14 protein-coding genes are annotated in these 20882 nt (G+C 67.5%); 12 read left to right on the top strand and 2 right to left on the bottom strand.

Translation table 11 applies throughout. The annotated features are described in order from the left end of the window. The first annotated feature begins 1 nt into the window (after position 1). The 6 genes from treZ (at position 2) to OZ10_RS04655 (ending at position 9404) form a co-directional block, all read left to right on the top strand. On the top strand, positions 2-1759 hold the full coding sequence (treZ, locus tag OZ10_RS04680) for a malto-oligosyltrehalose trehalohydrolase (protein WP_039564029.1): 1758 nt from the start codon (positions 2-4) through the stop codon (positions 1757-1759). Further along, the gene (malQ, locus tag OZ10_RS04675; RefSeq protein ID WP_039564028.1) at positions 1756-3690 is read left to right on the top strand and encodes a 4-alpha-glucanotransferase; all 1935 of its coding nucleotides are present in this window, start codon (positions 1756-1758) and stop codon (positions 3688-3690) included. Before treZ ends, malQ begins: the two co-directional genes overlap by 4 nt. Next, positions 3687-6293: a malto-oligosyltrehalose synthase gene (gene treY / locus OZ10_RS04670; protein WP_039564027.1), complete on the top strand. Its 2607-nt coding sequence runs from the start codon at positions 3687-3689 to the stop codon at positions 6291-6293. The genes malQ and treY overlap by 4 nt, the downstream gene beginning before the upstream one ends. 24 nt (positions 6294-6317) lie before the next feature. Next, positions 6318-6503, top strand: a complete 186-nt coding sequence (locus OZ10_RS04665) for a DUF2934 domain-containing protein (RefSeq protein WP_039564025.1) — start codon at positions 6318-6320, stop codon at positions 6501-6503. Positions 6504-6612: 109 nt separating this feature from the next. Further along, the gene (glgX, locus tag OZ10_RS04660; protein ID WP_039407915.1) at positions 6613-8775 is read left to right on the top strand and encodes a glycogen debranching protein GlgX; all 2163 of its coding nucleotides are present in this window, start codon (positions 6613-6615) and stop codon (positions 8773-8775) included. Continuing rightward, positions 8775-9404 (top strand): NAD(P)H-binding protein, encoded by a 630-nt coding sequence (locus tag OZ10_RS04655; RefSeq protein WP_039564024.1) that lies wholly within the window; start codon positions 8775-8777, stop codon positions 9402-9404. Before glgX ends, OZ10_RS04655 begins: the two co-directional genes overlap by 1 nt. Before the next feature lie 129 nt (positions 9405-9533). On the opposite strand, the gene OZ10_RS04650 is transcribed toward OZ10_RS04655, so the two are convergent. Then, positions 9534-10292 carry an SDR family NAD(P)-dependent oxidoreductase gene (locus OZ10_RS04650; protein ID WP_039407920.1) on the bottom strand — a complete coding sequence of 253 codons (759 nt, stop codon included), beginning with the start codon at positions 10290-10292 and terminating at the stop codon, positions 9534-9536. Positions 10293-10665: 373 nt separating this feature from the next. Between OZ10_RS04650 and OZ10_RS04645 the strand changes: the two genes are divergently transcribed. Continuing rightward, positions 10666-12075: an FAD/NAD(P)-binding protein gene (locus OZ10_RS04645; RefSeq protein WP_039407923.1), complete on the top strand. Its 1410-nt coding sequence runs from the start codon at positions 10666-10668 to the stop codon at positions 12073-12075. Positions 12076-12529: 454 nt separating this feature from the next. Further along, on the top strand, positions 12530-12961 hold the full coding sequence (locus tag OZ10_RS04640; RefSeq protein ID WP_039407926.1) for a VirK family protein: 432 nt from the start codon (positions 12530-12532) through the stop codon (positions 12959-12961). Positions 12962-13304: 343 nt separating this feature from the next. On the opposite strand, the gene OZ10_RS04635 is transcribed toward OZ10_RS04640, so the two are convergent. Next, positions 13305-14771: an efflux transporter outer membrane subunit gene (locus OZ10_RS04635; RefSeq protein WP_039564023.1), complete on the bottom strand. Its 1467-nt coding sequence runs from the start codon at positions 14769-14771 to the stop codon at positions 13305-13307. Positions 14772-14859: 88 nt separating this feature from the next. On the opposite strand from OZ10_RS04635, the gene OZ10_RS04630 reads away from it, so the two are divergent. The 4 genes from OZ10_RS04630 (at position 14860) to OZ10_RS04615 (ending at position 20742) form a co-directional block, all read left to right on the top strand. Beyond that, positions 14860-15477, top strand: coding sequence for a TetR/AcrR family transcriptional regulator (locus OZ10_RS04630; protein WP_039407931.1), 618 nt, complete (start codon positions 14860-14862; stop codon positions 15475-15477). A 76-nt stretch (positions 15478-15553) separates the two neighbouring features. After that, the gene (locus OZ10_RS04625) at positions 15554-16714 is read left to right on the top strand and encodes an efflux RND transporter periplasmic adaptor subunit (protein WP_039407934.1); all 1161 of its coding nucleotides are present in this window, start codon (positions 15554-15556) and stop codon (positions 16712-16714) included. Next, entirely contained in the window at positions 16711-19803 is a 3093-nt protein-coding gene (locus tag OZ10_RS04620) for an efflux RND transporter permease subunit (protein WP_039564022.1), read from the top strand. The genes OZ10_RS04625 and OZ10_RS04620 overlap by 4 nt, the downstream gene beginning before the upstream one ends. Positions 19804-19935: 132 nt before the next feature. Next, complete coding sequence (locus OZ10_RS04615; protein WP_039407960.1) at positions 19936-20742, top strand: oxidoreductase; 807 nt, start codon at positions 19936-19938, stop codon at positions 20740-20742. Positions 20743-20882 lie beyond the last annotated feature (140 nt).

The raw sequence follows: 20882 nt of genomic DNA, 5'->3' as shown, positions 1-20882 counted from the left end.
GATGAACCAGCGCAACGACACCACCCCGGCCTGGGGCGCATGGCCAGCGGGTGAGGGACAGGTGCGCTTCGCGCTCTGGGCACCGGACGCCACGCGCGTGGAGGTGGTCTTCGACGATGGCACCCGCCACGCGCTGCAGGCCGGAGCGGACGGCTTTTTTACCGCCACGTTCGCCTGCGCGGCGGATGCGCGGTATCGCTACAGCGTGGACGGCGGCGAGCCGGTGCCGGACCCGGCCTCGCGCTGGCAGCCCGAAGGCGTGCACGGCCCCAGCGCGGTCCAGCCCACCGACGGCTATGCCTGGCAGAACACCCAGTGGCAGGGACGGCCCTGGGACGAGGCGGTGATCTACGAGCTGCACGTGGGCACCTGCGGCGGTTATGCCGGAGTGCAGGCGCAGTTGCCGCACTTGGCGGCGATGGGCATCACCGCCATCGAGCTGATGCCATTGAGTGCGTTTCCAGGTGCGCATAACTGGGGCTACGACGGCGTGCTGCCGTATGCGCCGGCCGACGCCTACGGCACCCCGGACGCGCTCAAGGCGCTGATCGATGCCGCGCACGGACACGGCCTGATGGTGTTGCTGGATGTGGTCTACAACCACTTTGGCCCGGACGGCAATTACCTGCACAGTTATGCCGGCCCGTTCTTCAACGAAGACAAGCCCACGCCGTGGGGCGCCGCGATCGACTTCCGCAAGCCGCCGGTGCAGCGCTACTTCCTCGACAACGCACTGATGTGGCTGCACGAATACCGCTTCGACGGGCTACGCCTGGATGCGGTGCATGCGATCACCCCGAATGCGTTCCTGGACACCTTGCGCGAGACCGTGGAGACCAGCCTGCCGGCGGGGCGCCACGTGCACCTGGTGCTGGAAAACGAGGCCAACCAGGCCTCGCAGCTGCAACGCGGCTACACCGCGCAGTGGGACGACGACTTCCACAACGCCCTGCATGTGCTGCTGACCGACGAAGAAGAAGGCTATTACGCCGCATTCGCCGACAAGCCGACTGAGCATCTTGCGCGTGTGCTGGGCGAAGGATTTGCCTACCAGGGCGAGCCCGACCCGCGTGGGCATGTGCGCGGCGAGCCCAGTGGTGCATTGCCGCCGCACAAGTTCGTGGTGTTTGCGCAGAACCACGACCAGATCGGCAACCGTGCCCGCGGCGAACGGCTGAGCGTGCTGGTGGCGCCCAAACGCCTGCGTGCCGCATTGGCGCTGACCGCGTTGACGCCGATGATCCCGCTGTTCTTCATGGGCGAGCCGTGGGGCGCTACGCAGCCGTTCCTGTTCTTCACCGACTTCGGCCCGCCGCTGGACGATGCGGTGCGCGAAGGCCGCCGCAAGGAGTTTGCGCACTTTGCCGCGTTTGCCGACGAAGCGCAGCGCGCCACCATTCCCGACCCCAACAGCCATGCCACGTTCGAAGCGTCGCGATCGCCGATCGCCGATGCCGCGCACGGCGATGGTGCGCGCTGGACGGCGTGGTTCACCGCGTTGCTGGGCGTGCGGCGTCAGTGGCTGGTACCGGGACTGGCCGAAGCGCGCGCGCTGCGCGCCAGCGTGCTGGCCGAGGGCGCGCTGACCACGACCTGGGAGTTGCCGGATGGGCTGTGGCATGTCGCCTTCAACGTTGGCGCCGCTGCAGTGCCGCTGCCGCCACTGCGCGGACGCGTGGCGTATGCCGAGAATGTCGATGCCGATGCGCAGCAGTTGCCGGTCGACGGCTTCATCGCCTGGCACGAGGACCGCACATGAGCACGAACCCCTTGCACACCCTGGCCGCCGCGGCCGGGGTGATGGTGGATTGGGTGGATGCCAGCGACCAGCCGCGGCAGGTATCCGAGGCATCGGTACAGGCGGTGCTCACCGCGCTGGACCTGCCTGCCGCCACCGCCAGTCAGCGCGAAGACAGCCTGCGCCGCTGCAAGGCGCAGTCCGACGAAGTGGCGCCGCTGCTCACCGTGCAGGTGGGCGAGCCGCTGGCGTTGCGGGTGGCCGCCAACGCCAGCGGCCGCTGGACCGATGAGGCGGGTGGCAGCGAAGACGCGCGTGCCGACGCACAAGGGCAGCTGCGCGCACCGCAGCGCTTCGGTTACTGGACGCTGCAGATCGGCGGGTTGACCCAGCAGGTGGCCGTCGCCCCGCAACGCTGCTTCAGCGTGGCCGACGCCTGCGGCCAGCCGGCGCCGCGTGCCTGGGGCATGGCGTTGCAGGTCTACTCGGCCTGCAGTCTCGATGACGGCGGGATCGGCGATGCTGCCGCTACAGTGGAATGGTTGCGGCATGCGGCACTGGCCGGCGCCGATGCACTGGCCCTGAGTCCAGTGCATGCCTCGCGCCCGGTCACCGGCGGTTACAGCCCGTATTCGCCCAGCGACCGGCGCTTTTTCGACCCGCTGCATGCCGCGCCGGTACGCGTGCTGGGCGAACTGGCGCTGCAGGCGATCGACGAGGTCGACGGCCTGCGCCAGCGTTTCGACACGCTGCACGCCAATGGCTTGATCGACTGGCCGGCCTCGGCCCAGGCCAAGTGGGAACTGCTGCGCCACCTGCATACGCGGGTGGCGCCGGACCACCCCGATCTGCTCGCGTTCCGCAACGCGGGCGGGCAGGCGCTGGAGGGCTTCGCACGCTTCGCCGCGCAGGACTTTGGCGACAACGACCCGCAGCTGCATGTGTTCACCCAGTGGCTGGCCGCGCGCAGTTGGTCCGATGCGCAACGCGAAGCGCACGAGCGCGGCATGAAGATCGGCCTGATTGCCGATCTGGCCGTGGGCTTCGACCCCAACGGTGCCGAAGCCGCGGCCGCTGCAGACACCGTGTTGCGTGGCCTGGTGCTGGGCGCGCCGCCGGATGCCTTCAATGCCGATGGCCAGCATTGGGGCATCGGTGCGTATTCGCCCACCGCACTCCGGCGCAGTGGGTTTGCGCCGTATATCGCGCTGTTGCGCGCGGTGTTGCGCGACCGCGGCGGGATCCGTATCGATCACATTCTTGGCCTGATGCGGCTGTGGGTGGTACCCGATGGCGCCGGCTCCAACGAAGGCGCGTATCTGGCTTACCCGCTGCACGATCTGCTCAATCTGCTGGCGCTGGAATCGTGGCGGCATCGCGCCATCGTGATCGGCGAGGACCTGGGCGTGGTGCCGCCGGGCATCCGCGAGGAACTTTCGCAGCGTGGGGTGATGGGCATCGATGTATTGATGTTCACCCGCGACAAAGACGGCGCATTCGTCGCGCCGTCTTTGTGGCGGCCCGATGCCATCGCCACCACCACCACGCATGATCTGCCCACGCTCACCGGCTGGCGTGCGGGCCGCGACATCGAATGGCGCCGCACGCTGGAATTGATCGCGCCTGCGCAGGCAGACGGCGACACCAACGACCGCAGCAAGGACGTCGCGCGGCTGGACGCGGCGGTCGAACACGCCGGCTTGGCTGCTGCGGGCGACCCGCTGCTGGGCGCGCTGCGCTTTACCGCCACCAGCGTCTCGCCACTGGCCTTGCTGCCGGTGGAGGACGCGCTGGCGCTGGAAGAACAACCCAATCTGCCGGGTACCGTCGAGGTCCATCCCAACTGGCGTCGACGCCTGCCCGATCCCTTGCCGCATGCGCGCCTGAGTACGGCGCTGCAGGGCTTTGCCGAGGCGCGTCGCGTCGCGGCCGTTACGGAACCGCACCCATGATCGACCTTCGCGCCACCGCCCGCCTGCAGCTGCATGCCGGGTTCACCCTGCACGACGCGCTCGCGCAGGTGCCTTACTACGCCGGCCTTGGCATCAGCCATCTGTATCTGTCGCCGATCGGCACCGCGGTGCCGGGCTCCACGCATGGCTACGACAACATCGACCCGACCGTGGTCAACCCCGAGCTCGGCGGCGAAGACGCGTTGATCGCGCTCTCGCAAGCCGCACGCGAACACGGCATGGGCCTGATCGCCGACATCGTGCCCAACCACATGGCCACGCACGCGCAAAACGCCTGGTGGTGGGATGTGTTGCGCAACGGCCGCAGCGCCAAGCATGCCGACTGGTTCGACATCGACTGGCGCGCACCGGGCCGCGACGGCAAGTTGTGGCTGGCAGTGCTGGATCGCCCGTATGCCACCGCGCTGGCCGAAGGTCTGATCACCCTGGTGATCGAAGACGATGGCAGCCCCGCGCTGGCGCATTACGACCAGCGCTACCCGATCCGGGCGCAGACGCTGGAGGTGCCGGACAAAGCGGCACGCGCGCAGTGGCTGCGCGACTACAACGATGGCGCCAGGCGCGGCGATGGCCGGCTGCACAAGTTGATCGAACGCCAACCGTATCGCCTGAACTGGTGGCGTGTGGGCAACGACATGCTCAACTACCGCCGCTTCTTCGACATCACCTCGCTGGTGGCGTTGCGGGTGGAACTGCCGGCCGTGTTCGACGCGGTGCATGCGCTGCCGCTGCGGCTGGTGGCCGAAGGCCATCTGGATGGCCTGCGCATCGATCATGTGGACGGGCTCACCGATCCCACCGGGTATGTGCGCAAGTTGCGCAGCCGGCTGGATGCGGCCGGGCGTACGCGCGGGCTCAAGCCCGGCACGCTGGGGCTGTATCTGGAAAAGATCCTCGCCCCCGGCGAGCACCTACCGGCCGACTGGCCCTGCGATGGCACCACCGGCTACGACTTCATGGACCAGGTCGGCGGCGTGCTGCACGACCCAGCCGGCTTCAAGCCACTGGCGCGTGCCTGGCAGCGGGTGAGCGGACGCAGCGGCGATTTCGCGCAGGAAGAGCGCGCTGCACGCGACGAGATGCTGCGTGGCCCGCTGCAGACCGAATTCAATCGCGCAGTCGGTGCGCTGTCGGCCCTGGCGCGGCTGGACCCGCCCACGCGCGAGTTCAGCCCGCAGATGCTGGCGCGCGGTTTATGCGTGCTGCTGCGCTGGTTCCCGGTGTACCGCACTTACGCCGGTGCCAAGGGCATCGTCGGCAGCGAGGCAGAGCGGCTGCGTGCCACCGCTGCGCAGGCGCGCGAGGGCATGCCCGAGTCGATCGTGGCGGCCGTGGATGCGATCGAGCGTTGGCTGCTCGACGATAGCGGTGCCGACCGTGCGCAGATCGCGCTGCGACGCATCCTGCGCCGGCGTGTGGAGCAGCTGTCTGCGCCGCTCAATGCCAAGGCGGTGGAAGACACCGCGTTCTACCGGCATGGCGTGCTGCTCTCGCGTAACGAGGTGGGCAGCCATCCGACCCATTTCGCCAACGAGGCCGCCGAGTTCCACGCGCAGAATGCCGAGCGTGCCAAGCATTACCCGCGCGCGCTGCTGGCCACCGCCACGCACGATCACAAGCGTGGCGAAGACCTGCGCATGCGGCTGGCGGTGCTGTCCGAACAGCCGCGGTGGTGGATCGAGCAGAGCGCCCAGTTCGATGCCCTGGCCGAAGCACTGGAATCGCCCGCGCTGGCCGGCGGCGACCAGCAGATGCTGTGGCAGACCCTGGTGGCCGCATGGCCGATCGGGTTGGGCGCCGACCAGGCCGAGCCGCTGGCCGAGTATGCCGAGCGCGTGGCGCAGTGGCTGCTCAAGGCGGTGCGCGAAGCCAAGCTGCATACCAGCTGGACCGACGGTTCGGCCGCCTACGAACAGGCCGTGCAGGCCACCGTGGAGCAGGTGCTGACCAGCCGCGCCGGGTTGCCGCTGCGCCGCGCCTTGCTGCGCGCCAGCAACCACATCGCCGCGGCCGGCGCGCGCAATGCGCTGGTGCAAACCACGCTGCGTCTGACCGTGCCTGGCGTGCCCGATCTGTACCAGGGCACCGAAGGCTGGGATCTGTCGCTGGTGGACCCGGACAACCGCCGCCCGGTCGATTACGCCCAGCGCCAGCAGTGGCTGGAGCAGGCGCGCGACTTCAACAGCCTGCTGCGCGGCTGGCGCGATGGCGCGGTCAAGGCGCGGCTCACCGCGCTGCTGTTGCAGCTGCGTGGCGAACATCCGGCGCTGTTTGCGAAGGGCGACTATCAGCCGTTGAACGTGGCGGTCAGTGGCGATGCGCAGGTGCTGGCATTCCGTCGTCAGTACCGTGGGCAGGCGCTGGTGGTCGCAGTCACCCGGTTGGGCGCCGGTGATCAACACGAGGGCGATCTGCCGTTGCTGGTGCCGCCGGCGACCTGGGGTCAGGCGTCGTTGGCATTGGCCGAGGGCACATACCGTAATGTGCTCGACGGCAGCACGCTGCAGCCGCAACGCGGCCGTGTGGCACTGTCAACGCTGTTTGCACGCTCGCCAGTGGCAGTGTTGTTGACTTCCCAGTAATCGACATCGAGAGAAACGTACGCAATGAACGACATGGAACGGCAGGCGCGGCTTCGCCAGTTGGCACAGGAGATCTGGGAGGCCGAAGGCCGCCCCGATGGGCATCCGGACCGCCACTGGGCCATGGCCGAGCGGTTGGTGGATGCCGAAGAACGCGCCGCCGAGCAGGCCGCCGAGTCTGCGGCCACACCCATCGCGGCACGCCAGTAACGTGGTCCCGGGCACCTTGCACGGGCGCCATGTGGCGCGCCGTGCGGGTGGGCCCGCCGGCAATTGCAATCGCACACCGTCTTGAGTTCACCGTTCTAAGGAGTCACCGATGGCCACTCGCAAGTTCACCCAGCGCTCGCGCATCCGCGAAGGCCGTCCCAACCCGCTCGGCGCCACCTGGGATGGCCTGGGTGTCAATTTCGCGCTGTATTCGCGCAATGCCACCCGCGTGGAGCTGTGCCTGTTCGACGAACGTGGCCGCGAGCAGGAGCGCATCGCACTGCCCGAATACACCGACGAGGTCTGGCACGGCTACCTGCCCGACGCCCGCCCCGGGCAGTTGTACGGCTACCGTGTGCACGGCCCTTATGCCCCTGACGCGGGGCATCGCTTCAACCATAATAAATTGCTGCTGGACCCCTACGCCAAGCAAATCGTCGGCGAACTCAAATGGGCGCCGCACCTGTTCGGTTACACCATCGGCCACCGCGACAAGGACCTGAGTTTCGATCGCCGTGACAGCGCGGCGTTCATGCCCAAATCCGCGGTGATCGACCCGGCGTTCACCTGGGGCCAGGACCGCCCGCCGCAGACGCCCTGGAACCGCACGGTGATCTACGAAGCGCACGTCCGCGGCCTGAGCATGCTGCATCCGGCGGTGCCGCTGGACGAACGCGGTACCTTCTCGGCCTTGAAGACCGATGAGCTCATCGACCACATCAGCTCACTCGGTGTGACCGCGGTGGAACTGCTGCCGGTGCACGCCTTCGTCGACGATCAATACCTGCTGGAAAAAGGCCTGCGCAACTACTGGGGCTACAACACGCTGGGCTTCTTCGCGCCGCAGGCGCGTTACATGTCCACGCGTACCGTGGCCGAGTTCAAGCAGATGGTGGCGCGCCTGCATCACGCCGGGCTGGAGGTGTTGCTGGACGTGGTCTACAACCACACCGCCGAAGGCAACGAGCTCGGGCCCACGCTTTCGTTCAAGGGCATCGACAACGCCAGCTATTACCGCCTGGCCGACGATCGCCGCTTCTATATCAACGACACCGGCACCGGCAACACCTTCGATCTGACCAACGTCGGCGCGTTGCGCATGGTGATGGACTCGCTGCGCTACTGGGTGCAGGAAATGCATGTCGACGGCTTCCGCTTCGATCTGGCCAGCATCCTCGGCCGCGAACGCTATGGCTTCGATCCCTCCGGCAGCTTCCTGGACGCGGTGCGCCAGGACCCGGTGCTGAGCCAGACCAAGTTGATTGCCGAGCCGTGGGATATCGGACCGGGCGGGTACCAGGTGGGCAATTTCCCGCCCGGCTGGGTGGAATGGAACGACAAATTCCGCGACAACGTGCGTGCGTTCTGGCGCGGCGACGGCGGCCAGCTGGCCGAGCTGGCCACGCGCCTCACCGGCTCTGCGGACCTGTTCAACCACAGCGGCCGCCGCCCGACCGCCTCGGTCAACTTCGTCACCGCGCACGACGGTTTCACCCTGCGCGATCTGGTCAGCTACGAAGGCAAGCACAACATGGCCAACGGCGAGGACGGCCGTGACGGCAGCGACCACAACATCTCCGCCAACTACGGCGTGGAAGGCGACACCAACGACCCGGCGATCAAGCAGCTGCGCAGGCAGCAGATGCGCAACCTGCTGGCCACCTTGCTGCTGTCGCAAGGCACGCCGATGCTGCTGGCCGGCGATGAGTTCGGGCACAGCCAGAATGGCAATAACAACGCGTATTGCCAGGACAACGAGCTGACCTGGATCGACTGGACCGCCGCCACCAAGGCCGCGGCGGCCGATCAGGCCGCCTTCGTGCGCCGCCTGATCCGCATCCGTCAGCGTTACCCGCTGCTGCATCGCGCACGCTTTTTCGACGGCAAATTCGACGAAGCGCTGGGTCTGAAGGATCTCACCTGGCTGGCGCCCAACGGTACCGAGATGGACGAAGCCGCCTGGCACGACCCCGAGGCACGCGCCCTGATGCTGCGCCTGGACGGCCGCTCGCCGACAACCGGCCTGCGCGAGATCGCCGCCAACGTCACCTTGCTGATGCTGATCAATGCCGCCTCCACCAGCGTGTCGTTCATCCTGCCGGCCATGCATGACGAACACTGGCGCGTGCTGGTCGATACCGCGCGTCACGGCGGCCGCGTGGTGGCCGGTGGCAGCGAATGGAAGGCGCCCGCCCATTCGCTCACCCTGCTGGCGGTGGAGCGTGATCGCGTGATCAGCAGTGCACGCATCGTTTCCGAGGGTGCACGCTGATGGATGTGTTATTGGCGGGGGCGACCGGCCTGGTTGGCAAGCAGGTCCTGCAGCAATTGCTCGCCGATACGCGCTGCACGGGCGTGGTGGCGCTGACGCGGCGGCCGCTGACGCAGATCCATCCCAAGCTGCGCAACCAGGTGATCGACTTCGAACGCCTGGAGCACTGGACCGCCCCGCGCATGGAAGCGGCGATCTGCGCGCTGGGCAGCACCATGAAGCAAGCCGGCTCGCGCAAGGCGTTCTACCGCATCGATCACGATTACCCGATGGCGCTGGCACGCGCGGCGTGCGCGCAGGGCACCTCGGTGTTCGTGCTGAATTCGGCGGCCGGTGCCGATGCGCACTCGCGTATCTTCTACAACCGCGTCAAGGGCGAACTGGAACGCGATCTGCGGACGATTGGCTTCCCGTCGCTGACCTTCGTCCGCCCGGGACTGATCGGCGGCGAGCGTGACGAACGCCGCACCGGCGAACACCTTGGCGGCCTCGTGCTGGGTGCACTCGGCCCGCTCCTGCCACGCCGCTTCCGGATCAACCCGGCCGAGCGGATTGCCGCGGCGATGGTAGGCGCAGCGTTGGCACCGGCGCGCGGCGAGCATACGGTTGAGGCGGCGCAGCTGACATAGAAGCGCCGACCGAACGTCGCCAGAATCAGCTCTTGTAGGAGCGCGCCTGAGCACGATGAAGCCTTACCGGTAATGCCCATCGCGCTCAGGCGCGCTCCTACGGATTACGTGCAATCGCGTAATGCCTGCTCACACCCCCAGCGATTGCCCGCCATCCACTGCCAGCACTTGGCCGGTGATCCAGCGCGCCTGCGGCGAGGCAAGAAACAGTGCGGCGTCGGCGATGTGCTGTACCTGCCCGAATCCACCGAATGGGATGCTGTCGCGGATGCGGGCATATAGCTCCGGCTCTTCATCGCGACGCCGCGCCCATAACCCGTCAGGAAACTCGATCGAGCCCGGTGCGATGGCGTTGACGCGGATGCGCTCTCGGGCGAGCTCTGCGGCCAGCGTGGTGGTGTAGTAATTGAGCGCGGCCTTGGCGGTGGAATAGGCGATGGCACGTGGGGTTGGGCGTTGTGCGTTGATCGAGCTGATGTTGAGGATCACTGCTGCATCGCTGCTGCGCAAATACGGCAACGCGGCGCGATTGCAGCGCACCGCGGCCATCAGGTCGACATCCAGTCCGGCCTGCCAACTCGCATCGTCGTTGCCATGCCCGTAGCCGGAGGCGTTGTTGATCACCACGTCCAGGCCACCCAATGCCTGCGCGGCGGCCTGCACATAGGCATCGATCTGGGTGGCGTCGGCCAGGTCGCAGGGCAGTGTGTGCACCGGCGCGCCATGCGCCGCCAATGCGCTCGCAGCCTGTGCAAGGCCAGTGGCAGTGCGTGCGCAGATCGAGACCTGCGCGCCGTGACGCACGAACGCCTCGGCGATCGCCAGGCCGATGCCACGGCTGCCGCCAGCGATCAGCACACGTTGCGGGCGAACAGCGGGAGTGGACATGACGGGCGCTCGGATTGGAAAGCTGCATTATCAGACAGCTGGGCGATACGGTCGCCTCATGCATGGTCAGCCTGGCACGCTCAACGACACTCGTCCGTGCTCGAACTGCACCAGCAAGTTCGCCGCGACAGACGGGGCTGCCGTTGCGCAGCGCCGCAGCAAACAGCCGCGCGCAGCCGCTGCCGACACCAGCGCGTGCAGTGGCGGCCGCTGTCATATCGCTGCCATGTACGACAGCCGTTGCTTGCGCCACAAGCCTCATCACCGCTGGCGATGTGCTCATGCCGTTTCGGCCGCGCGCCGCTAACCAAACGTTTACACACCGGCGCCGCGCTGCGGGCACAACGTGCGGGTCATTCAGTGGGAGTTGCACATGGAAACCCATATCACCGTCATCGGGGCCGGCTTCTGCGGCACCGCGCTGGTCCGTGCACTGGCGCAGACGGCCGATGCGCAGGTACGCATCACCCTGGTGGGCGTGGCCGAGACCTTCGGCAGCGGCATTGCCTATGGCGCGGCGCGGCCGGAGCATCTGCTCAACGTGCGCGCCAAGGATCTGGGCATCGATGCACAGGCGCCCGGCGCCTTTGCCGACACCTTGCATCTGGGCGAGAGCGGGCGGCTGGAGTTCCTGCCGCGCCTTGCCTACGGCGACTACTTGCGCAGCGAGCTGGATGCGGCGGTGAGCGGCGCGCAGGCCTCGGTCATGCGGCTGTCGCAGGAAGCGGTGGCGGTGGAGCGCGCACGCACGGGGTTTCGGGTGTTCCTTGCCAATGGCGATGCCTTCCACAGCGACCGCGTGGTACTGGCGGTGGGCGCGCTGCAACCGCAGGCGTTGGCGGGTATTGGCCCGCGCCTGAGCGTGCACCCGCGCTACATCGGCTGGCCGTGGCAGGGCGATGCGTTGTCGCGGCTGGCGCCCGACGACAACGTGCTGATCGTGGGTACCGGGCTGACCATGGTGGATGTGGCCCTGACCCTGCACACGCGCGGACACCGCGGGCGGATGTTGGCGATTTCCCGGCGTGGGCTGGCACCGCAGGCGCATCTGCGCCAGCCCGGCGCAGCGCTGGAGTTGCCGCCGCATCTGCAACGTGCGCTCAAGGATGCCGACCTGCGTGGCCTGCTGCGCGGGGTGTGCCAGCTGAGTGCGGTGGTCGACGACTGGCGTCGCGTGGTGGATGCCTTGCGCCCGCATCTGCAACCGCTGTGGCAGCGGCTGGACCTTGCCCAGCGTGCGCGCTTCCTGCGGCATCTGCGCCCGTATTGGGAAGTGGCGCGGCATCGGGTGGCGCCGGGCGCGGCCGAACAGTTGGCGCAGCTGCAGGCATCCGGACAGCTGCAGGTGGCGGCAGCGCGGCTGCTGCGCGCACGCTGGGTGCCGGACGGGGTGGAAGCGGTGATCCGCCCGCGCGGCGCTGCCGATGCACAGACGGGCCATTACGACGCGGTGATTCGCGCCACGGGTCTGGATACCGATATCGACCGCACCAGCGACCCGTTGATCGCCGGCATGCGCGAAGCGGGCCTGCTGCGCGCCGACCCACTGGGCCTGGGGGTGGACACCGATGCGCAGCTGCGCGTGCGCGATGGCGCCGGGCAGATCGTGCCGGGGCTGTATTGCGTGGGTCCGCTGCTGCGTGGGCGTTACTGGGAAATCACCGCCGTCCCCGAATTGCGTGTGGCCACGCGCGCGCTCGCCGAGCGCTTGTTGTTGGGGGCAACACCGGCGTTACAGCCGGAACCGGAACAGGTGCCGCGCGAGGTCAATGCGCGGTTGTAGGGGCGTGCCGGGCCTTCTCCCCCTGGCTCAGCAGCCATGACAAACCATGGCGAGTGCTGCTCGGATGGTGCGGACGGCGCGCCGACGCCCGGCAGCGCTACGCCTGGCAAAACAGCGCGCCCGCAGGTCTTGCGTGGGGTGTCTCCGCGGCCCGTGTCGATCCGGGGATGCAGCGGTGATCACCAGTTTGTCCGGCATGTTCTTGCCGATCCGCTGAGGCAACGCCGTCAGTGACGCCGCGCCGCGGCATGCTCGCGTGGCGAGAAGTCAGAACAGCCTCTGCGCAGAAAGGCATAACCAAACTGTGCGCCGTGCCCGCGCGTGGTCGCGCAGCGCAAACATGCCGCGCAATGCGTAGCGCGGCGCGCGGCGGCGGGCGCGACTGGCGCATGGTGTCCGCCCTGGGCTGACCAACGTCCAGGGCACTTTTTCCCTCCTCTGCCTGGAGTTCGCCATGTCCCGCCTTATCCCCGCTGTGGTTGCCGCTGTACTGTGCGCCAGTGCATTGCCTGCATTGGCCAGCGACTCGCTGAAGACGCGAGCCGACGTCATTGCCGCATTGGAATCCGGTTACGACGTCAGCCTGACGACTGATCTCAGTCGCTGCACGCCCGAGCAAGGCACGCCGATCAGCAGGACCCGCGGTGGCCGCCATATCGATGCCTATCGCATCACCGACGATGGCACCGCCGCATTCTCTGGCTCGCATTTCACCGTGGCCAACGATGGCAAGCCGATTCAGCAGTTCATGCGTTACCAGCTGCGCCCGGATGGCAGCGTGCGTTTCACCACCTACATGTACGACCTGCCGGCACTGCAGCAGCGCGGGCCGGTGCTGGCGTATCAATGCGCGATCAATGAGGGCATTCGGTTTCATGCCGATTGATTGCGGTCAACGCGCTACACGCTACCCGCGTTGGAAGCTCGAAGTTGTGCATCGAAGTTGCACGCGTCGAAGTTGTACGTTAGGACTCGCAACGTTGTAGCGAGACGCAGTACGGCGACGCTCGTGGGGTAATGAAAAGGTGCGCAAGCAATCCGGGCTTCGCACGTACCCTCATCCTCCCCTGCGGGGCACCTTCTCCTCCATGAAGGAGGAGAAGGTGCCGATGGTAAAAGGGACGTCTTTTCACTGTGCGGCGCAGTGCACGCAGCCGGAGCCCCTCTCCTGCGGGAGAGGGGTTGGGGTGAGAGTACGGGGTGAAGCCACACGCGCTCTACCGCTATTGCTATTGCCGCTGCACCGCCACCGCCGCATTGCCTCCGGTCTGCCAGCCACCACCCAATGCCCTGAACGTCGCCACCGCACTGCGCGCAGCCTCGGTGCGCGCCTGCACCTGCGCATCGGACGCGCGCAGCAGGCTGTCGTCGGCGTTGAGCACTTCGATCAGGCTGACGGTGCCTTTTTCGTAGGCCAGCGCCGAGGCGCCGCGCGCCTTGCCCAACGCCTCCACACCCTGCGTCAGCACGTTGGCCTGCTGCTCGCGTTTGACCAGCGCGGTGAAGGCGTTTTCCACATCTTCGGTGGCGCGCAGGACAGCCAGACGGTACGCAGCCAGTTGCTCGGCTTCCTGGCCCTTGGCCTGCGCGATCTGCGCGTTGATGCGGCCGAAATCGAACAGCCGCCAACGCAGCCCCAGCACGCCGGACGACTGCGCGGCATCGCCGGTGAACAGATTGCCGCCGGAGATGGCGGTGGCGCTGCCAAGCAGGCCGCTCAGCGAGAACTTGGGGTAGTACTCGGCCATCGCTACGCCGATGCGCGCATTGGCCGCGGCCAGCCGGCGCTCGGCCACGATCAGGTCTGGACGGCGGCGCAGCAGGTCGGCCGGCGTGCCGCTGTCGGCGACCTGCGGCGCAGCCGGGATGGGTTTGCTGGCCGCCAGCTCCGCGCGGTGGGTGCCGGGCGCCGCGCCCAGCATTACATCCAGCGCGTTCATGGCCGCCACCAGCCCGGCCTCCAGCGCGGGCACCGTGGCCTGGGCCTGGGCCAGTGCACCCTGGGCCTGCTGCAGTTGCAGTTCGGCCGCCAGGCCCTTGCCGTGCAGCAGCGTCACCATCGACACCAGGCCCTGCTGGGTGGCGACCTGGCGTTGGGCCACGTCCAGCCGTGCCTGCAGGCCGCGGATGCCGATGTAGATGTCGGCGGTCTGCGCGGCGACTGCCAGGCGCGTGGCTGCGGCGCCGGCGTCGGTGGCCTGGTAGTCGGCCAGCGCGGCCTGGCGCCCACGCCGCAGCCCGCCGAACAGGTCCAGCTCCCAGCTGGCGCCCAGGTTGGCCTCGTAGATACTCGCGTAGCGATCGAAGTTGGGAAGGCTGTTCAGCACCTGGCCCTGCGGCGTCTCCAGCGACTGGTAGGCGCGCGTCGCGCTGCCGTTGATGTTGCCGGAAGGCAGCAGCGCGGCGGTAGCGGCGGTCAGCCCGGCACGGGCCTGGGTCACCCGCGCGGTGGCCTGCGCCAGGTCCAGGTTCTGCGCCAGTGCGGCGGTGACGTAGCGGCTCAGGTCCGGGTCGTTGAAGCCGATCCACCAGCTATCCAGATCGGCCTGCGTGCTGGCCTGGCGTTCAGCCACGGCGGCCTGACCGAGATAGTGCTCGGGCAGGGGGGCATCCGGACGAGCGTAGTTGGGGCCCACCGCACAGCCTGCGGCGAGGCTGGCGGCGATAAGCGCTGCAAGGGTGCGGAGTGACGGCATGACGGGACCAGGGTGACGGGACGGTGAGTGACTGTAATACGAAATGGTCACTTTTGTAAGTCGGGGGCGACAGCGCTAAGCTGTCGAAATGAACAAAGCATCCAGTTACCCAGTTTCCGGCCGGGGCCCGGTCGATCACGACGTGCGCGACCAGATCGTCGTCGCCGCCACCGACCACTTCAGCCGCTATGGCTATGAAAAGACCTCTGTCTCGGACCTGGCCAAGGCGATCGGGTTCTCCAAGGCCTACATCTACAAGTTCTTCGAGTCCAAGCAGGCCATTGGCGAGTCGATCTGCACCAACTGCATGCGCCAGATCGAGACCGAGGTCTGCGCCGCAATGGACGAAACCGACCAGGCGCCGGAGAAAATCCGTCGACTTTTCAAGGTGATTACCGAGGCCAGCCTGCGGCTGTGCTTCCAGGACCGCAAGCTCTATGAGATTGCGGCGTCGGCCGCCACCGAGCGCTGGCAGTCGGTCGTGGCCTACGAGGTCCGCATGCAGAAGCTGGTGCACGATGTGCTGCAGCAGGGCCGCCTGAATGGCGATTTCGAGCGCAAGACGCCGCTGGACGAGGCCGCCCAGGCCGTCTACGCGGTGCTGCGCCCGTACATGAATCCGGCGATGCTCCAGTACAACCTGGAGCAGGTCGACGACATGCCGGTGCTGCTGTCGGGTCTGGTGCTGCGCAGCCTGTCGCCATAAATTGCGTTGTGACTATTGACTGATTTGGTCACAAGTCCCAGGATGCGAGCCTTCATCAGATCGCTTCGGGATTCCCATGCTTCGGCGCCGCCTCGTTACCTCCACCGTCCTGTGTGTCCTGCCGCTGGCACTGAGTGCCTGCGGCGGAAAGGCACAGCCTGATCCACGCACTGCCACCCCGCTGGTCCGGGTAGCCACGGTGGGCGGCGCCAGCAGTGCGGCGCGCAGCTTTTCCGGCACCGTCGCGGCGCGGGTCCAGAGCGACCTGGGCTTCCGGGTGGCCGGCAAGGTGTCCGAACGGCTGGTCGATGCCGGCCAGAGCGTCAAGCGCGGGCAGCCGTTGATGCGCATCGACCCGGTGGATCTGCAGCTGGCTGCCCGTGCGCAGCAGGACGCGGTCGCCGCCGCGCGTGCCCGCGCCCAGCAGGCCATCGACGACGAGGCCCGCTACCGCGACCTGCGCGGCACCGGTGCCATCTCGGCCTCGGCCTACGACCAGATCAAGGCCGCCGCCGATGCGGCCAAGGCGCAGCTGAGCGCCGCCCAGGCCCAGGCCGACGTGGCGCGCAACGCCAACCGTTACTCCGACCTGCTAGCCGATGCCGATGGCGTGGTGATGGAGACCTTGGTCGAGCCGGGCCAGGTGGTCGCGGCCGGGCAGCCGGTGGTGCGGCTGGCGCATGCCGGCCCGCGCGAGGCGGTGATCCAGCTGCCGGAAACCCTGCGCCCGCAGGTCGGCTCGGTGGCCCAGGCCACGCTGTTCGGCAATGCCGGTGTCAGCGTGCCGGCCACCTTGCGCCAGCTGTCCGAGAGTGCCGACCGGCTCACGCGCACCTTCGAGGCACGCTACGTGCTCGACGGCGCGCTGGCGCAGGCGCCGCTTGGCACCACGGTCAGCGTGCGCGTTCCCGGCACCACTACAGCCGGCACCCAGTCTGGCCTGCAGGTGCCGCTGGCCGCGCTGTTCGATGCCGGCAAGGGCCCGGGCGTGTGGGTAATTGCCGGCAACCCGACCAAGGTGAGCTGGCGGCCGGTGACGGTGCTGGGGCTGGACGATGACCATGCCAATGTCGCCGGCACGCTGGCGCGCGGCGAGCGCATCGTGGCGTTGGGTGCACACCTGCTGCGCGACGGTGCGCAGGTACGCATCGCCGGTGCCAGCGCTGCCGGCAGCACTGCCGCCACCGCTGGCAACACCGCTGGCAACACCGCCAAGGCGGCAGGGGGGCAGCCGTGAGCGAGGGCCGGTTCAATCTCTCGGCGCTCGCCGTGCGCGAGCGCTCCATCACGCTGTTTCTGATCTTCCTGATTTCGCTGGCCGGCCTGGTGGCGCTTCTCAAGCTCGGGCGTGCCGAAGACCCGGCCTTCACCATCAAGGTGATGACGATCGTAACGGCCTGGCCGGGCGCCACGCCGCAGGAAATGCAGGACCAGGTGGCCGAGAAGCTCGAAAAGCGCATGCAGGAGCTGCGCTGGTACGACCGTACCGAAACCTACACGCGCCCCGGTCTTGCGTTCACGACGCTGACCTTGATGGACAGCACTCCGCCCGGTGAAGTGCAGGAGCAGTTCTACCAGGCGCGCAAGAAAGCCGGCGATGAAGTGGCCAACCTGCCGGCCGGGGTGATCGGGCCGCTGATCAACGACGAATATGCCGACGTCACCTTTGCGCTGTTCGCGCTCAAGGCCAAGGGCGAGCCGCAGCGGTTGCTGGCACGCGATGCCGAGACCCTGCGCCAGCGCATCCTGCACGTGCCGGGCGTCAAGAAGGTCAACATCATCGGCGAGCAGCCCGAGCGCATCTTTGTCGAGTTCTCGCATGAGCGTCTGGCCACGCTGGGTGTCAGTCCGCAGGACGTGTTTGCCGCCCTCAACGCACAGAACGCCTTGAATGCCGCCGGGTCGGTGGAAACGCGCGGGCCGCAGGTATTCATTCGCCTGGATGGCGCGCTGGACAGCCTGCAGAAGATCCGCGACACCCCGTTGGTGGTGCAGGGCCGCACGCTAAAATTGTCCGATATCGCCACCGTCAAACGCGGTTACGAAGATCCGTCCACCTTCATGATCCGCAGCGGCGGCGAACCGGCGTTGCTGCTGGGCATCATCATGCGCGATGGCTGGAACGGCCTGGATCTGGGCAAATCGCTGGACAGCGAAGTCAGCGCAATCAATGCCGAGCTGCCGCTGGGCATGAGCCTGAGCAAGGTGACCGACCAGGCGGTCAACATCGACGCGTCGGTCGGCGAGTTCATGACCAAGTTCTTCGTCGCGCTGCTGGTGGTGATGCTGGTGTGCTTCGTCAGCATGGGCTGGCGGGTGGGCATCGTGGTGGCGGCAGCCGTGCCGCTGACACTGGCAGCAGTGTTCGTGGTGATGCTGGCCACCGGCAAGAATTTCGACCGCATCACGCTGGGCTCGCTGATCCTGGCGCTGGGCTTGCTGGTGGACGACGCCATCATCGCGATCGAGATGATGGTGGTGAAGATGGAAGAAGGCTATGGCCGCGTCGCCGCATCGGCGTACGCGTGGAGCCACACCGCTGCGCCGATGTTGTCCGGTACCCTGGTCACGGCAGTCGGCTTCATGCCGAACGGCTTTGCTGCCTCCACCGCCGGCGAATACACCAGCAACATGTTCTGGATTGTGGGTATCGCGTTGATCGTGTCGTGGGTGGTGGCGGTGGTGTTCACGCCCTACCTGGGCGTGAAGATGCTGCCCGACCTGAAGAAGGTCGAAGGCGGGCACGCGGCGATGTACGACACGCCGCGCTACAACCGCTTTCGCGATGCGCTGGGCCGCGTGATTGCGCGCAAGTGGCTGGTGGCCGGTTCGGTGGTGGGACTGTTCGTGCTGGCGATCGTCGGCATGGGCATCGTCAAGAAGCAGTTCTTCCCGATCTCCGACCGCCCCGAAGTGCTGGTGGAAGTGCAGCTGCCGTACGGCACCTCGATCACCCAGACCAGTGCGGCGGCCGCCAAGGTGGAAGCCTGGCTGTCCAGGCAGAAGGAAGCGAAGATCGTGACCGCGTACATCGGTCAGGGTGCGCCGCGCTTCTTCCTGGCGATGGGCCCGGAACTGCCGGACCCCTCGTTCGCCAAGATCGTGGTGCGTACCGACGACCAGCACGAGCGCGATGCGCTGAAGCTGCGCTTGCGTGAGGCGATCGCGCAAGGTCTGGCACCGGAAGCGCGCGTGCGCGTGACGCAACTGACCTTCGGCCCGTACTCGCAGTTTCCGGTGGCCTACCGGGTGAGCGGTCCCGACCCGCAGGTGCTGCGTGGCATCGCTGCACAGGTCAAGCAGGTCATGCAGGACAGCCCGATGCTGCGCACCGTCAATACCGACTGGGGCGTGCGCACACCGACGCTGCATTTCAGCCTGGACCAGGACCGCCTGCAGGCAGTGGGCTTGACCTCGACCGCGGTTGCCCAGCAGTTGCAGTTCCTGCTGACCGGCGTGCCGGTCACGCTGGTGCGCGAGGATATCCGCAGCGTGCAGGTGGTGGCGCGGTCGGCCGGCGACACGCGCTTCGATCCGGCCCGCATCGCCGACTTCACCCTGGCCGGTGGCAATGGCCAACGCGTGCCGCTGTCGCAGGTGGGTAAGGTGGATGTGCGCATGGAAGAGCCGGTCATGCGTCGCCGTGATCGGGTGCCGACGATCACCGTGGGTGGCGATGTCGACGACCAGCTGCAGCCGCCGGATGTCTCGGCAGCGATCACCAAGCAGCTGCAGCCGATCATCGACAAGCTACCCAGTGGATATCAGATCAAGGAGGCTGGCTCCATCGAGGAATCCGGCAAGGCAACCACCGCCATGCTGCCGTTGTTCCCGATCATGCTGGCGGCCACCTTGCTCATCATCATCCTGCAGGTGCGCTCGATCTCGGCGATGGTGATGGTGTTCCTGACCAGCCCGCTCGGCCTGATCGGCGTGGTGCCGACCTTGATCCTGTTCCAGCAGCCGTTCGGCATCAATGCGCTGGTGGGGTTGATTGCGCTGTCGGGCATCCTGATGCGCAATACGCTGATCCTGATCGGGCAGATCCATCACAACGAAGCCGAAGGACTGGACCCGTTCCATGCCTTGGTGGAAGCCACCGTGCAGCGTGCGCGCCCGGTGATCCTGACCGCGCTGGCCGCGATCCTGGCATTCATCCCGCTCACCCATTCGGTGTTCTGGGGCACGTTGGCGTACACGCTGATCGGCGGCACCCTGGCCGGCACCATCCTGACCCTGGTGTTCCTGCCGGCGATGTATTCGATCTGGTTCAAGATCCGGCCCGACACCACCGGGAGTAAGCCTGCGGTGGCACGGCACGCGTAAGGCGCCGGGCGGCGGCAGCGGTGCTGCCGTCGCCCAGGCGTGTGGTCCTTGCATCTCTTTCGAACCGCGGCGCCCGCGTCGGCCTTGCTGCGCAAGCGCACGCTGCTCTCTTTTTCATTCGAGGAACCTGCAATGCAACAACAGACTGTGGTGCTGATCACCGGCGTCTCGTCCGGGATCGGGCGCGTGGCCGCCGCGCGTTTTGCCGCGCGTGGCTGCATCGTCTACGGCACGGTGCGCAACCGCGCTAACGCAACGTCGCTGCCGAACGTGGAGCTGGTGGAGATGGATATCCGCGATGCAGCGTCCATCAAACGGGTCGTCGATGGCATCGTCGGGCACAGCGGCCGCATCGATGTGCTGGTCAACAATGCCGGCGCCAACCTGGTCGGCGCGGTGGAGGAAACCAGTGTCGAAGAGGCCGCCGCACTGCTGGACACCAATGTGCTGGGCATCCTGCGCACCCTCCAGGCGGTGCTGCCGCACATGCGTGCACAACGTGCGGGACGCATCGTCAATGTCAGCTCGGTGCTGGGGTTTCTGCCGGCGCCGTACATGGGCGTGTACGCCGCCTCCAAGCACGCGGTGGAAGGGCTGTCCGAATCGCTGGACCATGAGCTGCGCCAGTTCGGTATCCGGGTGACATTGGTGGAGCCGGCGTATACCAAGACCAGCCTGGGCAGCAATTCGCCAGTGGCGCAGACCCCGATTGCCGTGTACGACCGCGAACGTGGCGTGGTCAGCCGTGCGGTCACCGGCCATATCGACAACGCACCGGAACCGCAGGACGTGGCCAGCACCGTGGTGGACGCCGCGCTGGGTACATGGCGCATGCGTCGCACGCCCCCCGGGCAGGCATCGCTGCTGCGCAAGCTGCGCCGCTTCATGCCCGCCGGTGCGGTGGATGGCAGCCTGCGCAAGCAGCTGGGTCTGCGCTGACGCGTGGCGGCCGCGTCGTGCCAGCCACTGCGTGCATCGTGACGCCCGCCGAGTGCAGCGCCGGCCCTGCACCGGGCCGCGTCCTGGACCAGCCATACGCCGGCGCGGCGGGATGGCTCGCCGCAGCCGACCACCCGGCC

It is taken from the genome of Xanthomonas cannabis pv. cannabis (genome assembly GCF_000802365.1).
GTDB classification, from domain to species: Bacteria; Pseudomonadota; Gammaproteobacteria; order Xanthomonadales; family Xanthomonadaceae; genus Xanthomonas; species Xanthomonas cannabis.
The sequence above is the reverse complement of the archived record's forward strand: the minus strand, read 5'-3'. Positions and strand labels throughout refer to the sequence as shown.

Excerpts from the sequence above, each read along its gene's own strand:
- OZ10_RS04640 (WP_039407926.1), top strand. The coding sequence starts at position 12,530 with ATGTCCCGCCTTATCCCCGCTGTGGTTGCCGCTGTACTGTGCGCCAGT.
- OZ10_RS04615 (WP_039407960.1), top strand. The coding sequence starts at position 19,936 with ATGCAACAACAGACTGTGGTGCTGATCACCGGCGTCTCGTCCGGGATC.
- glgX (WP_039407915.1), top strand. The coding sequence starts at position 6,613 with ATGGCCACTCGCAAGTTCACCCAGCGCTCGCGCATCCGCGAAGGCCGT.
- treY (WP_039564027.1), top strand. The coding sequence starts at position 3,687 with ATGATCGACCTTCGCGCCACCGCCCGCCTGCAGCTGCATGCCGGGTTC.
- OZ10_RS04630 (WP_039407931.1), top strand. The coding sequence starts at position 14,860 with ATGAACAAAGCATCCAGTTACCCAGTTTCCGGCCGGGGCCCGGTCGAT.
- OZ10_RS04625 (WP_039407934.1), top strand. The coding sequence starts at position 15,554 with ATGCTTCGGCGCCGCCTCGTTACCTCCACCGTCCTGTGTGTCCTGCCG.
- OZ10_RS04655 (WP_039564024.1), top strand. The coding sequence starts at position 8,775 with ATGGATGTGTTATTGGCGGGGGCGACCGGCCTGGTTGGCAAGCAGGTC.
- OZ10_RS04650 (WP_039407920.1), bottom strand. The coding sequence starts at position 10,292 with ATGTCCACTCCCGCTGTTCGCCCGCAACGTGTGCTGATCGCTGGCGGC.
- OZ10_RS04635 (WP_039564023.1), bottom strand. The coding sequence starts at position 14,771 with ATGCCGTCACTCCGCACCCTTGCAGCGCTTATCGCCGCCAGCCTCGCC.
- malQ (WP_039564028.1), top strand. The coding sequence starts at position 1,756 with ATGAGCACGAACCCCTTGCACACCCTGGCCGCCGCGGCCGGGGTGATG.
- OZ10_RS04645 (WP_039407923.1), top strand. The coding sequence starts at position 10,666 with ATGGAAACCCATATCACCGTCATCGGGGCCGGCTTCTGCGGCACCGCG.
- OZ10_RS04665 (WP_039564025.1), top strand. The coding sequence starts at position 6,318 with ATGAACGACATGGAACGGCAGGCGCGGCTTCGCCAGTTGGCACAGGAG.
- treZ (WP_039564029.1), top strand. The coding sequence starts at position 2 with ATGAACCAGCGCAACGACACCACCCCGGCCTGGGGCGCATGGCCAGCG.